Origin of the sequence: Westiellopsis prolifica IICB1 (genome assembly GCF_004323185.1) — a bacterium.
Taxonomy (GTDB): Bacteria; Cyanobacteriota; Cyanobacteriia; order Cyanobacteriales; family Nostocaceae; genus Pelatocladus; species Pelatocladus prolificus_A.
The window spans coordinates 1,164,781-1,179,219 of the sequence record NZ_NAPS01000002.1 but is presented as its reverse complement, the minus strand read 5'-3'; the positions used below and the strand labels follow the sequence as shown (position 1 = coordinate 1,179,219).

At 37.8% G+C, this 14,439-nt stretch carries 12 protein-coding genes; 5 read left to right on the top strand and 7 right to left on the bottom strand.

Annotation, left to right across the window (positions count from 1 at the left end; all coding sequences use genetic code 11):
• Positions 1 to 499 precede the first annotated feature (499 nt).
• The gene (locus B4U84_RS19365; protein WP_017310791.1) at positions 500 to 1,504 is read left to right on the top strand and encodes a hypothetical protein; all 1,005 of its coding nucleotides are present in this window, start codon (positions 500 to 502) and stop codon (positions 1,502 to 1,504) included.
• Between the two features lie 237 nt (positions 1,505 to 1,741).
• A complete protein-coding gene (locus B4U84_RS19360; RefSeq protein WP_017310790.1) occupies positions 1,742 to 2,377 on the top strand; it encodes a hypothetical protein in 636 nt (211 codons plus the stop codon).
• Between the two features lie 140 nt (positions 2,378 to 2,517).
• Here B4U84_RS19360 and B4U84_RS19355 read toward each other — a convergent pair whose 3' ends face one another.
• The 3 genes from B4U84_RS19355 to B4U84_RS19345 all read right to left on the bottom strand — a co-directional run bounded on the left by B4U84_RS19355 (position 2,518) and on the right by B4U84_RS19345 (position 4,656).
• Positions 2,518 to 3,087 (bottom strand): ABC transporter permease, encoded by a 570-nt coding sequence (locus B4U84_RS19355; RefSeq protein WP_017310789.1) that lies wholly within the window; start codon positions 3,085 to 3,087, stop codon positions 2,518 to 2,520.
• Positions 3,088 to 3,090: 3 nt separating this feature from the next.
• Positions 3,091 to 3,831, bottom strand: coding sequence for a prolipoprotein diacylglyceryl transferase (locus tag B4U84_RS19350; protein ID WP_131120157.1), 741 nt, complete (start codon positions 3,829 to 3,831; stop codon positions 3,091 to 3,093).
• 219 nt (positions 3,832 to 4,050) lie between these two features.
• Positions 4,051 to 4,656 carry a TIGR04376 family protein gene (locus B4U84_RS19345; protein ID WP_017310787.1) on the bottom strand — a complete coding sequence of 202 codons (606 nt, stop codon included), beginning with the start codon at positions 4,654 to 4,656 and terminating at the stop codon, positions 4,051 to 4,053.
• A 472-nt stretch (positions 4,657 to 5,128) separates the two neighbouring features.
• Here B4U84_RS19345 and B4U84_RS19340 point away from each other — a divergent pair, with 472 nt between their 5' ends.
• Positions 5,129 to 5,641 carry a hypothetical protein gene (locus B4U84_RS19340; protein WP_131120154.1) on the top strand — a complete coding sequence of 171 codons (513 nt, stop codon included), beginning with the start codon at positions 5,129 to 5,131 and terminating at the stop codon, positions 5,639 to 5,641.
• Positions 5,642 to 5,903: 262 nt separating this feature from the next.
• Here the strand turns inward: B4U84_RS19340 and B4U84_RS19335 are convergent, their stop codons facing one another.
• Positions 5,904 to 7,031 (bottom strand): glycosyltransferase family 4 protein, encoded by a 1,128-nt coding sequence (locus B4U84_RS19335; protein WP_131120152.1) that lies wholly within the window; start codon positions 7,029 to 7,031, stop codon positions 5,904 to 5,906.
• 1,528 nt (positions 7,032 to 8,559) lie between these two features.
• On the opposite strand from B4U84_RS19335, the gene B4U84_RS19330 reads away from it, so the two are divergent.
• Complete coding sequence (locus B4U84_RS19330; RefSeq protein WP_131120150.1) at positions 8,560 to 10,119, top strand: mercuric reductase; 1,560 nt, start codon at positions 8,560 to 8,562, stop codon at positions 10,117 to 10,119.
• A 203-nt stretch (positions 10,120 to 10,322) separates the two neighbouring features.
• Here the strand turns inward: B4U84_RS19330 and B4U84_RS19325 are convergent, their stop codons facing one another.
• Positions 10,323 to 10,727 (bottom strand): ExbD/TolR family protein, encoded by a 405-nt coding sequence (locus B4U84_RS19325; RefSeq protein ID WP_017310782.1) that lies wholly within the window; start codon positions 10,725 to 10,727, stop codon positions 10,323 to 10,325.
• The gene (locus B4U84_RS19320) at positions 10,711 to 11,370 is read right to left on the bottom strand and encodes a MotA/TolQ/ExbB proton channel family protein (RefSeq protein ID WP_131120148.1); all 660 of its coding nucleotides are present in this window, start codon (positions 11,368 to 11,370) and stop codon (positions 10,711 to 10,713) included. Before B4U84_RS19320 ends, B4U84_RS19325 begins: the two co-directional genes overlap by 17 nt.
• A gap of 291 nt (positions 11,371 to 11,661) precedes the next feature.
• On the opposite strand from B4U84_RS19320, the gene B4U84_RS19315 reads away from it, so the two are divergent.
• Positions 11,662 to 13,287, top strand: coding sequence for an energy transducer TonB (locus B4U84_RS19315; RefSeq protein WP_131120146.1), 1,626 nt, complete (start codon positions 11,662 to 11,664; stop codon positions 13,285 to 13,287).
• 345 nt (positions 13,288 to 13,632) lie between these two features.
• Here the strand turns inward: B4U84_RS19315 and B4U84_RS19310 are convergent, their stop codons facing one another.
• Entirely contained in the window at positions 13,633 to 14,427 is a 795-nt protein-coding gene (locus tag B4U84_RS19310; protein ID WP_017310778.1) for an FHA domain-containing protein, read from the bottom strand.
• Between the last annotated feature and the right edge of the window lie 12 nt (positions 14,428 to 14,439).

Below are 14,439 nucleotides of genomic sequence, written 5' to 3'. Positions count from 1 at the left end.
TTACGTCTGTCGATCTCTGTTAGCTTATATCTTGCACTTAACCCTAAATTAAAATTTGGGCTTAAAGCTAAAGTCGGTTTTAAACCGACTAGTTAAAGTTTTAAGCCATCTTAATGGGTTTAAGCTTTGAGCCGAAAATTTATTTTACGGCTAATTGCATCTGGTGCAAGATGTCGGTTAGTGATTTTAGAGCGGGATTTTGTACAAAACACCGAACAGTATTGACTTTATTTGTATAAAATCTCACAAAAATAAATTCTTGTAAAAATAAGATTAAAATTTTATACTGCTTAATGTAAGTGTGATAATTTAAACGATGTAAAATTAAAAAACTAAAATAATTCCTAAAAAATCCATTATTTTAAGTTATTCGTGTAAAAAAAAATGTGCTTTTTAGCTCATTGATTAAACATCTTACTTAAACAAAATTGCCATGTTCAGTTAATTTATTTTTCTTGACTAACACATCTATCTATAAAATTTCGTCTGCGAGATATATATGACATTGACTTCTGAGGTAAAAGATAAATTAGAAAAAAATGGTAGCTACATAGGCGCAAAACTAGACAGATGTGTAAGTGGTGATTGTAATCCAGCCGGCATTCTGAATATAGGTATAAAAGGAGTAGTAAGAAGGATCTCAAAAAGTTTTGCAGAGCCGATTAGAAAAGAGTTCGATTCTGCAATGAATAACTTATTTGATGATAATTTAGCTCCATTTGCAGAAAAAATTGATTACATCGCCCAAAGGCGGATTGCACAAACAGAAGATGCTGCTAAAGACATAGTGAAACAAACAGTTGATAATTTTTCTGGATTAAAAGACGAAATTAAAAGCAATATTGATGATTTGCTTAGTGATGTTGATACAGGCTACAAAGAAAATTTGAAAATCACCTTTGACGAAATTAATCTGGCTCGTGCAGAAGCAATCTTAAGTTTAAGAGCAACAATAGGAGATATTGATAAATCATTAGAAAACAGAATCACTCAAATTTCCATCACCATGATGGATACTATTAAAACAGCCAAAGAAATTAGTGATAGATTTACACCAGAACAATTTCAAAGAAAACTAATTGAACCAACCTTAGATCGGATAGATGCTTTAGAATCAAAGTTCTTTCAAGACGTAGATAAATTAATAGATAAAATTGAAGCGATCGCAGTTGGAGAAATAGAAGAATTTAAAAAAGAATTAGAAAAATTTAGACGCCTACTGCCTAATCCATTTGATGAATGCAGACGCCAGCTAGATTTACAATGGAAGTCGGGGCTAGACTTAGAAAATATTGATATTTATAGATTAAAAGAGTGTGAACTATTAATCAGAATTAATGAAAAATCATCTATTAATAAAATACTAGATGTGTACGGGCAACTGCAATATAATGCAGCCAGAATGAACTATGTTGCTAGAAGCGCGCCTGACTTTAAAGATATTTTTATCAGGGATTGGTTGAAATATGGTCAACTCTATAGATTGTGGAAGAATTGGCTTTAGCTCAATTAACAGTTATCTCAAGATAAAACACAATACTGTTCGGAGTTTTGCCCAAAATCTCACCCTCAAATAAATTAGCAGCTAATAGCTAAATTCAGATCAAAGCTTACTAAGCAACCTTTTAACCCATTAAAATGTGTTAAACCTTAAAGCCGGAAATTTATTTCTCGGCTCTTCATCAACCAGTATTGATATAGAACACTAACAAATCAATTAGTCATTATTAAAGGATAAAACATGGCACTAACACCATTACAAGCCTATGAAGAAGCAATTAGAAGAATAGAAGATGCACGCAAGGAAATAGAAAACGAAACATCTAGATTTGAAACCATAAAATCACAAATCCAAGCGCAAGTGCAATCTATTCAGACAGAATTACAAAAGAAAACTAAAGAAATAGAACAATTAAAATCAGAACTGCAAGCGACAAAAACGGAACTTGAAACTACAAAAACTCTCCTGACAAATACAACAAATCTGATTCAAGATACTGCAAAAACTGTAAAGACTGCTTACTCAGAAGCACAAACTGCTCGCTCTGAGGCGAAAAACGCTCAAACCACAGCAAATACGGCTCGTTCAGAAGCACAAACTGCTCAAAATACAGCCAACACAGCTCGTTCGGAATCACAAGCTGCTCAAAATACAGCTAACACTGTGCGTTCAGAAATTAATTCAGTTAAATCTGGTATAGAAAATGGTTCCATAATTGCTCAAAAAGCAATTATGTTAAGAACTAGAGATCACAACCACTGGCTGCGATGGCGTACAGTTGATAATAAAAATCATGACGTCTTGGAACTATGGAGAACAGACGATAAGTGGTTTTCTACAATTCGAGTTCAAGCAGCAATGAAAGTAATTAATTAATATTTCATTTTCGAGGTGTAATGTACTTTTCTTAGTGTCTTAGCGTCTTAGTGCTTAATCAATCAACTTTTGAAACACTATAGACGCGCTAGCGGTTTCCCGGAGGGTAGACACTAAGACACTAAGGTGAAAAACCCAAATTAAGATTTTTGTCCTTCCGAGACAAGTTGTGTCAAAATATTCCCTGTAATATCTAATAGTTGATCCAAGAGAAAACCGATAGTGCCAATATATATTACACCCTCGATAATATTGTTATAGTTACCTCCTCTGTAACCATTCCAAATCAAAAACCCTAATCCTTTTCCGATTGTTAACATTTCAATTGCAATCACAGTAAACCAAGCTATCCAAAGACTAGTTCTTAAAGCATCGAATATATAGTTTATTGCTACACGAAAATTATTATCTTGGAGACGACTTTTTCGCATACCTGTAGCTGTGTTAATCATTACTGACCAGATAGCACTAAAAAAAACAACCATACTTGCTGCTACTTCTACTTCATTAAAAAAGATGAAAGCGATTGGTACAAGTGCTATGGGAGGAATACTGTAGGGAATTTGTAGCAACCGCTTACATAGTTGATAAAGTAAGGGATTTATACCAATTGCACTTCCCAGTAAAATCCCCAAGATTGCAGCAGGGATAAAACCTACAAATAACAATTGTAGGCTAGATAAAAAATCTAACAATTTACTATGCTCCATGCCTTACGATTTCAATTGGAACATCTCAGGAACAGAGCGATTGTAATAAACTATAGCGCACAAACAAGCAATTTGAATCGCACTCATGCCTAAGAAAATATGAAAGTCGGGCTTTATAAAATCTATCAAAAATCTAAAACTTAAATAACAAACTAAATAAAATTTAAATAAATCACCTTCTTGGTATTGATAGCGACTGCGAAGGCGTATAAATATAATTAAGATGATTAAAAATATGATTTCATATAATTGGGTGGGATGACGGAGAATTCCATCACCAAAATCTACACCCCAAGGTAATTTCGTCCCAATTCCATAAGTGCGATCGCTCAACCCTGTTAAAAAGCAACCAATCCTACCAATCGCCGTTCCTAGTATTAATGGATAGACAAATACATCACCAGTGGAATGCTTCACACCAATAATTTTCTTGGTAATTTCTACCCCAATCACAGCACCTAATAAAGCTCCAACAACTGTTTTTCCTTGCAATAATAATAATAAAAATAGCTGAGAATTTTGCCAAAACAAATCAATATGTTGCAGTAAAACTAACGCCTTTGCACCCACAAGCGCACCTAGCATTCCACCCACAATAATAGAAGTGCGCTGTGGGGGTGTAATAATATCCTTGCGGACATTACGCAATACTAAACGTAATGCCACAGTATAAGCTATAGATTCAAATAAAATATGTGGGTGAATCCGCAATGAACCCAGATAAAAATAAACAGGAAATGTCATTGATTAAGAGTCAAGTGTCATCCAATTTTGGATTTTGGATTTTGGATTTTGGATTTTGGGTTAACCCCACGGATTAATCCGCTTTCTTGAGGATTTTGGATTTTCGATTTATCCCAGGATTAATCCGCTTTTTTTTACCCTGCTCGGAATTATCGGTCAATAGTCAAAAATCAAGTGTCAGTATTTATTTACAAATGACCAATGACCAATCACCAATAACTATTTTCCCATCTTCCGTTTCATCTCTTCCAACTCAGCCTCAGTTTCCCAACGGCGGAATGTTTCTTCTAAAGGATCATTTCCGCTAGAATAACTACGGCTTTGATTTGACCAACCAGCACTTTCAACACGCTGTTGTGCTTGTGCTTTCGCGCGTGCGCTTTGTGCTTCCACAGCTTTTGCTTGTACTTCTTGACGTCGTTGTTGAACTTTCTTAAGTAAATCTTGTGCTTGGGTGATGCGTTCTTTTACTCCTTGCATTTGTCCCCACTGCTGATTTCCTTGACGCAAAAGTGCAGCTTCTCTCTCTTGTGCTTTTGCTGCTAAATCCTCTCTACCACCATTTTTTGCCTTTTGGACACGAATGTGCCATCTTTGAATTTCTTGCGCTGTGGACAAAATTTCATCTTGCGATCGCTTCTCTTGTAATTGTAGATCTGCAATCAACTTTAAAGTATCTTCCTCTTGCTCCCGCAGCTGTTCTAGCAAAGCTTCTAATTCCAAATGCGGATTACTTCGCAAGAATTCCTCTAAACGATTTTCCAGAAACCGACTCAAATCATCAAATAAACCCACAGCTAGAACTCCAGAGGTGAAGTATATCATTTTATTGTAGTCATTATTATCACCTGCGAAAAGCTACTGAGAAAATAAAAAGGCAAATATGCAGGTTAAATAGTCTTTGGATATTTTGTTCAATTTTAATAGTATTTTTAGTCTTCAGACTGACATTTTATGTTCAAGCTTCCTTCTTAAGGTTGAAGTATTTGATAAATATCTTGCTTAATTTATATATATATGTCTAACGAAACCTAGTTTACCTAAAATAATTTATAGTCATGACTTTTATTTAATTAGTAAGTAAGTCGGTGGGAATAAAGCTAACCATGTTACGAAAACTAAATAGCACTAAAATCCTTACTAATAGACAATGACAAGTGACAAATGACGACCCCAACTAGTACCAGACGAGCCATGGCGTGTCTCTACATTTATCCGGGCTTATTTGATATGAAAACAGGCTTTTAAATGATTCACTTCTACTAATTATTAGTAGCTTTTGCGTTGGAAAAAAATCATGAATTATCTTATTGCAGTTTTATCAGATAGAATACAGCTAGAAGAAGCTTACTCTGCTCTTGAAAAAGAAGGTTTACCTCTAAATCAAATTGACATTTTAGGTCAAGGCTACAAAAGTGCTGATGAATATGGGTTAATCAACCCAAATGTGCAAGCTAAAAAGGGAGTAACTCGTCTAGGAATTTGGCTAATTCCCTTTGGTTTTATAGCAGGTTATGCTTTCAATGCTTTGACAGGGATAGAAATATTTCCGATTGGTAGCTTTGGCAATCATATCATCGGTGGACTTTTAGGAACTGTTGCTGGTGCTTTGGGTGCATACTTGGTTGGTGGTGGAGTTGGTTTAACTGTAGGTAGTGGGGATGCTTTACCTTACCGCAACCGTTTAAATGAAGGAAAATATTTAATTATAATTAAGGGTACTGAAGAATTGACTCGTCAAGCAACTCGCATTTTACGCCAGTTTGAACCAGAGAATTTACAAGGCTATATTGAGCCAACTGGAGCATAAATTATCTTTTTTTATTGAATCACCTGCAAGCCCGCTGCGCGGCTCATAGCAAAAGTCTACTTTAAGTAGACTTAATAAATAAGGGACTTAACCCACTTTAAGTGGGTTTTAATTATCAGCCCCAAATTGATTTGAGCGTAGATATTTGGCTAACAAAATCCCTCACTTTTTTCTCACTAAAAAAACCGGAGTCAAGGGCCGAGTTAAAGGGATTAAAAATTGATTCTCCCTTTACTTTTCCCTTTAATACTTTCCTGTTTATTTAGATTTTGTAACCCAACTTAGCAAAACGACTTAATGCACTAAATTGTGGCTTATGTTTGAAGTCATCTAAGTGCATAAGTTTTCCATTTTGAGCAAGCTTTTGTTCGACGATTTCTTGATAAACAGCTTCATAGCCATCTACCATTTTTCGCACGCTGAAATTATTATCGACATGCTGACGACATGCATAGCGATCAAGTTTTTCTACCTTGCTCACAGCATCAACGCATTCTGCAATATTGTTACAGATAAAACCAGTTTTACCATGGTCAATTACTTCTGGAACTGAACCCATATTTATAGCAATCACCGGTGTTCCTGCTGCCATTGATTCTACCATTACTAACCCAAACGGTTCTCGCCAAGTAATAGTAAATAAAGTTGCTACTGCACCACCCATCAGAGCATTTTTCTGAACATGATTTGCTTCGCCTAAGTATTCTATTTGCTTACCATCAATGAGAGGTTTAACTTCTTTTTCAAAATATTCTTGATCAACTACATCTATTTTACCTGCGATTTTTAAGCGCCAACCAGTTTCTTTGGCAATTTGTATTGCTATGTGTGTTCCTTTTTCTAGTGATATCCTACCTAAAAATGCCAAATAGGGTGGTTCTTCTGGTTGAGGATGAAATTTATGACTGCTGACATCAATTCCGTTATAAACTGTTGCTGCATAATTCAACCCTAACCTTGCTTCACGCTGTGAATGAGAAATACTTACGTAGGGTTGATTTTTTGCATGTACAAATAATTTTTCATTGTCGGGTGTAAAAATACCGTGCAACGTATGTACAGTAGGTGTCTTGACTAAATTAACGTAGGGTAATGCATTGCAACCCAGATGAGAGTGAATGATATCAAATTCCTCTGCTGACTCATACACTCGACTCAATTCTAACATCTCATAAACGCCGTACTCTTTGATACTTTTATCAAGCCGTAAAGCACGAGGATGAACTGATACTAGCTTTGCTAAAGTGAGAGAATCTCCCGATGCAAATAGCGTGACTTCATGTCCACGTCGGACTAACTCATCGGTTAATAAACCCACTACTAACTCAGTTCCACCGTAACCTGGAGGTGGTACTCTTTCCCACAGTGGAGCAACCTGAGCAATTCGCATAAAAGACTCCTGAAAAGAAAGATTAGAATTAAAAAGCGGCTACGTTTTTTCTAATATGTGTTTGAAAGCAACTCATTTAATTTGAGAGCCTATTTGAAACACTAGTCGAGCCAGGGATTAATACAAACTTTACATTTATTGAAAGGAAATTGTTGTCTACCCTTGGTGAGGATATATTAGCTTTCAGGTATGAAAAAGAAGTTATTTACAGCCTAAGTTATTGATAAATTGATTTGTCATCTCTCTTGCGAGAGATGACAGTATTATTAAACTCATTTAAAAAGCATAAGCTGATGTGCGCTTAGATTAAATATTCTTGCGTTAGGACTGTCCAGGGTCAACAGTCCAAAGTCCAAGCTAGTCTTTGACTCTGGACTCTTGACTTTTGACAACCTGCTCGCAAAATATACAATTTAAATGCATAACATTTTATTTTATAAGTGCTGCCAATTTTTTTGGAAATAGCTAGAATAAAATTAATATCAGAATCAAAATTTAAATTTCCTTTGCTCGATTAAATCAAAGTCATTTTGATTTTGATTGACAGGGCTATTCCATTGTTTCATTATCATTCAGTTAGCCTCAGAATTAATTCTGAGGCTAATAGCAAAACTCGGTTAAAACCGACTATTGAGTGGTAATTTAGTCCGCTTTAATGGACTTGAACTATTAGCCGCTAAACTTTAGTTCAGGGCTGTTTATGTCTAGAATGAAATAGCCTTGGATGGATAAGTATTTGTCTTTAGGATTATTGAAGTGAGGAGTGTATAGCTTCAATTCCTAATTTTACCCTGCAATTAATTCGGGGGTAATAACTTAAGTATGTGAAAACATACTGAAATCAAGATAGATGAAATTTGATTTTTTAGACCGATGCTTCATTAGTCACCAAAGTATATAAAAGTATGCTGTAAATCTTGGTCTTGATTCATCTATTGCTACTCAGACATTGATAACAATCAATCAATTCTCGAAAGAACTGCTTATGAACCGTCTAACCAATTTATTTCAAAATAAAGCCATTTTATGGGTCAGTCTTGTTTTCGTACTTGTTGTTTACTGGTTGATAGTGAATATTGCGATGTAAACAGATTCAATTGGTTATTAAATATAGCAATCCTAAATCATTCGTGAACAACAAGCTCCCCGACTTTTTTTAAGAATCGGGGAGCTGGTCAAAGCGATTTGGGTGTGAATCGCAACCGCATAAGTAAGTTGGCGCTAATATTTATAGCTATGTTAAGAAATTTAAATGTAGTAGCGTGTCTAGACTAAAATAATGCATTAGATTTTTAGTTTTTTTAGCGTTAAAGCGCTTACTACCAACCTTTTCTAATGCAACATTTTAGCCTTGCCACGCCACTACAGCTAATTTATATTTCTTCATATACATTGAATTTTTCCCGCCGACTTACTTAGAGACAATTAGAACAAAGTTAGACGAAATACAACAAAACCATCGTTAGCAAGAGGAAAAATACTCGCGCTAAGTTTTAGGATAAAAATTGTACTCATTGAGTGGCCAGTCATGAGCCAAGCAGTATTTTCAGCGACAGACCAACCCATAAGCGTTCCACCTATGGATCGCTATAATCAGGAGTTGATCGAAAATCTTCATCCGCCAGATTGGAGTAACCCTGAACCCGCACCTTGTTACAACTTGGTGGTTATTGGTGCGGGTACTGCTGGATTAGTAACAGCTGCGGGTGCAGCTTTGTTAGGTGCAAAGGTCGCTTTGGTAGAAAAGCACCTGATGGGTGGAGACTGTACCAACGTTGGTTGCGTACCGTCGAAAACCATGATTCGTTCAGCGCGCGTAGTTGCAGACATCAAACATGCTGGAAAATTTGGTATTGATACTTTTCACCACGTTGACGTTGATTTTCCAGCTGTGATGGAACGATTGCGGCGAATTCGGACAGCAATTAGTCCTCATGATTCCGCCAAGCGGTTTCAGCAGGAATTTGGAGTAGACGTATTTTTTGGCAATGCATATTTTTCCGGTCGTGATACTGTAGAAGTCGCAAATAAAACTTTACGCTTTAAGAAATCAGTTATTGCCACTGGTTCTAGTCCGAAAAAATTATCAATTGCAGGGTTAGAAGAAGTTCAATATTTAACTAACGAAAACGTATTTTCTCTGACACGCAGACCAAACCGTCTCGCTGTCATCGGCGGAGGTTATATTGGTTGCGAATTAGCCCAAACTTTTCGTCGTTTAGGTTCAGAGGTGATTTTACTGCAAAAAGGTTCTCAATTGTTGGGGCGCGAAGATGCAGACGCAGCAGCAATTATCCAAAAAACTTTTGTCAGAGAAGGTATTCAGTTAATTCTAGGGGCGAATATTCACAAAGTTGAACGCCAAGATGCAGACAAAGTTATTCACTACGAAGCCAACGGAAAAGACAACCAGGTACGTGTAGATGAAATTCTCGTAGGGGTGGGGCGATCGCCAAACGTGGAAGATTTAAATTTGGACTTGGTAGGTGTCCAATACGACAAAAACAAGGGAGTCATAATCAACGATTATCTGCAAACAACTAATCCCCGTATATATGCGGTGGGAGATGTTTGTATGGAATGGAAATTTACTCACGCCGCTGATGCAGCAGCCAGAATAGTTGTTCAAAATGCGCTGTTTTCAATCTTGGGAGTGGGACGCAAAAAACTAAGTTCGCTGATCATGCCTTGGTGTACTTATACTGATCCAGAAGTTGCTCATGTTGGTATGTATCCTGAACAAGCCCAAAATCAAGGTATAGAAATTGACAATTACTACATTACCTTAAACGAAGTAGACCGGGCAATTATCGACGGCGAAGCAGAAGGATTTGTTAAAGTCCACGTCAAAAAAGGCACTGACAAAATATTAGGTGCAACTATTGTGGCTCGTCATGCTGGAGAGATAATCAACGAGATTACCTTAGCAATGACCAATAACTTGGGAATGGGAGCGATCGCCAAAACAATTCATCCCTATCCTACCCAAGCAGAAGCCATTCGCAAAGCAGCTGATGCTTACAATCGTACTCGTTTGACTCCTTTTATTAAGAAAATAGCCTCTAGTTGGTTATCATGGCAGCGTTAATTAGAGGGCGATCGCCCCACATAATCGTATCCCTCATTTTTTCTGTGTCACCAAAACACGCCAAAGAATAAAGACTGCAAATCCCACATAAGCAAATACAGTCAGCCATTCTTGAGGACTACCAAAGGTGTCATTCATTTTTTTTAAAGATTCATCATAAACTAAACACCAATGACAAATGACCAATGACAAATGACTAATGACTATGGTTTTTGGGTCGCAATAGCCAACTTAGCTCCTTTAACTTGACGCACCTTATCCATCACCGTCACAACTTGACCGTGACCAACTTTTTCGTCAGCATTAATAATTACCAAAGCTTCGGGATTAGAACCCACCAAAGTACGAACTTGTCCTTCCAATGCATCAACGGTAGTAGGTTTACGGTTCAAGCTCACTTGTCCATCTTTATCAACCGTCACAGTAATTTTAGTCGGAATTTGCTGTTGCTTGGCTGTTGCTGCCTTGGGTAAACTGACTGGCAAACCCTCTGAACGAGTTAAATACAAAGTTGACATAATAAAAAATGTCAAAATTGCAAAAATTACATCTATCATCGGTACGATATTGATCTGCGGTGGCAAATCTGGTTCATCTAGTGGGCGCATAACTTCTTTCTCCTCTTTCGTAACGACGACGGTACAGTAATTCTAGTTGTCCACCGTATTCTTGAATTGAAGCTATTTGACGTTGGTAAAGACCCCGGAAAGTATTAGCAAACAGCAATGTAAAGATAGCTACAATTAATCCTGATGCTGTAGACACAAGCGCTTCACTAATACCTGCGGTAACACCTGCGGTTTTTGCACCTCCCACATCACCAATATCCAGTGCTGCAAACGAGACAATCAATCCCAATACAGTCCCCAGCAAACCCAACAGTGGTGCAAGACCGATAATTGTCTCAAACAAGTTTTGGAAACGCTTGAGGACAGGAATTTCTGCTTGGGCTTCGCTTTCTAAAGCCAGACGAAATTCTTCTGGTGTGGGTTCTTCTAATTGCAACGCCGAGAGAAAAATCCGCGCGATGGGTAAGTCGGCATTTTTTTTCAGTTTATCTATTGCACTAACAACGTTCTCTACACGATAGAGATTTAATACCTCTCGTACTACTTTATTTTGACGAGTGTTAATGCGATACCAGAAAAGCACCCGTTCAATGATCAATGCGATCGCCACCACACTAAATGCAAGCAGGGGCCACATGACCACGCCACCTGCTTTGAACAACTCATTGAGATTAGTTAGCATGTAATGCTTCTTTAAAGATGAACAATGTAACAGTTAGACTAGCAGTAAATGATATAACTTATCAATAGCAAAGTAAATTCGTAAAAACATTGTATCAAGCTTGATTAACTTTTATTACATAAAATTTACTATAAATTTAAATGCTCTTGGGAAGCCAAACCATTAATAAATTAAGCATTTCCGAATTGCAATACTCTATAAAAGTTAAGTAATTTTTCTATAGAGTATTGCTTGACTTTTGCTTCTAGGCATTTTAATCTGACTGATTAGGTAATAATGAGTTGCAATATTATGAGCTTTTCCAGCATCGCAGTGCAGCAGCGAGAAAAAGAAGCCAAAGCTCTAAAGTCTTTTATGGCTTTTAGCCTGATTGGTTCACTAGCGCTGCATATTGGGGTATTAGCTTCTGGCATTGGCAATCTTTTAAGTAGAGTGCCTTCTGAAGGAGAACCAGTAGAATTCACTATTGTTGAGCCTGCTACGCTGGAAACGCCAGAACCATTAGAGGAAACGAAAAAAGAGACTCCAAAACAAGAACCCATAGATGTCAGTAAGACTCTAAGCACGAAAGCAACTACTGACTCTATCAAGAATACTGAAGTTATACCCGTACCAAAACCTCCTCAACCATTGGTAAAAGTAGAGAAACAACCGATACCACAACCAAAACCTGTTGTTCAGCAACCAAAGAATACACCAGATTCGCGTCCGAATCCCGCCCCAGCATCAGTACAAAATAAGATACAGCCAAGCAATGAAAATTTGCGGCAGGTTTTAAGCGGAGTAAGAGATTCTAGAAACAGTCAAGGAAGTACTGGTTCAAATGCTGGTGGTGGCGGTGGCGGTGGCGGTGGCGGTGGTTCCACTGTTGCTACCACTACAGGCAATGGTACAGGTACAATAGTTACTGGCGGTAGTGGTACTGGAATAGGAACAGGAACAGGTTCTGGTTTTGGCAGTGGTAGTGGCAGTGGCACAGAAACAGGAACAGGTTCTGGTTTTGGCAGTGGTAGCGGCAGTGGCACAGGAACAGGAACAGGTTCTGGTAACGGTTCTGGTAATGGTTCTGGTAATGGTTCTGGTAATGGTTCTGGTACTGGTGTAGCCACAGCACCAACACCTCCTAAACTGCAAACAAGTTCAGGAAATGGTCGTGCAGCTTGCCGTCAGTGTGATTCTAAATACCCTGAAGATGCCAGACGTAGAGGGGTAGAAGGCAGAGTGGAAGTAGCTGTTGATACTGATTCTCAGGGTAATGTTACGAATGTGCGGATCACCAAATCCAGTGGAAATCGCAAACTAGATGAAGAGCATATTAACCAGGCTCGGAATTGGAAATTAAAACCCTCACAGACTGGTAGACAAGGAGTAGCGATCGCCACTGAATACGCCCTACAAGGTTCGCGTCGTTACCGTAACGTCAAAAAACGTCAAAGACAAAGAGAAGAACAACAACAAGAACAACAAAGAAATCAACAAGCAACTTCTAATTCTGCCAGCACACCACAACAAACATCACGACGTAGACGGCGGTTTACTTCAGGAACTATTGTTGATGTTCCTCCAGAAGTCAGAACTAGAAAACAGAATACATCTACATCATCTTCTTCAAGCCAAACAAATTCAAACCAAACAACAACTTCTCAACCAACAACACCTATCCGTCGCTTACGTCGTCAGCGTGTGGAAACTCCTTCAGCAACTACCAACCAAACTACCCCAAGACCTAGACAGCAACAACAGCAAGTCGCACCTAACAATACCACCCCCGCAACACAATCCACTCGTCGTCGGCGTAGAGAAGTAAACAAATCATCGGGATCATCTAGTAATCAGACTCAGTTAAGACAATCACTACGTCGTTTCAAACAACAATCTGCGCCTGTTGTACCTCCAGCTTCTGGTAATGCTGAATAGATAATTGGACAAGGGAGACTTGTCAATTATCAGTTATCAGTTATCAAATTAAACTGTTATACCAATTTAATATGAAGTTACAGAGAAAGAACCCCACCCCAATTCTCGCTTACGCTCGAATTTCCCCTCCCCGATTTCGGGGAGGGGATTAAGGGGTGGGTAAAATTCTGTGCAGCTTCACGAAGAATTGGTGTTATACCATTTCACGTTAATCACGATACACATAAATTTTGTACCAGACGCGATATATCGCGTCTCTACAGGGTCTGTATTTGTATCAGATTTTTTGTGAAATGGTATTAACTGATTCTTGACAAATGACAAATGACCAATCACCAATGACTATTATTGACGTTTTTGCTTGATCAAGCTTTTGAGGCTTTGTAAATCGTATTCCCCTACTTTTCCAGTACTAAAAAGTAGATATCCCACTGCTAATAAAGCAGATGCTACTAGAAAAGCCAAAAAATTAACTGAAGCGAAAACACCACCAGTAAAAACAATAACCCCTACTCCACCTAAGATCAAAAGCAATCCAAAAATCGGATTGAAGCGCCCCCAAATTAGTATGGCAACTCCTGCGACGCACAGCAATACACCCGGAAGGCGTACAAAAATTCCAATTTGAGTACTAGAAGCCAAAATTACAATTCCAGCAATAATTAGAGATGCACCTAACAGCTTGCTAGTTCGATCAACCTTGTGTTTTTGATTTGGATTAGTATTCTGGGGCTGAAATACTGTCGGATTGGAAATAGAAAGATTATTTGTTTGATTTAGTTGTTGATTTTGAAATATAAAAGTAACTTTTTCCCCTTGAGCTAGGTTAATTTTATCTCCTAAATTGAGAGGGTAGCGGGTTCGTGGCTCTAGCTTTGTATTATTAAGATATGTACCGTTAGAGCTTCCTAAATCCTCAATATAGTAACTATTACCTTCTATATGAATTTCTGCATGTAGGCGAGAAACAACATCAGCGTCTGGAAAAAAAGTAACATCTATATCTGGATTGATTTTTTCATTCGGTTTACCAATACGAATCACAGCTGAAGGTGTTGGTATTCCAAAGGATCTACTAGTTTGAACATGAAACAGTTCTAAGTTTAGCCCTGTTGTTTGTGATGTACCTAGATTTTGCATAGGACATACCAT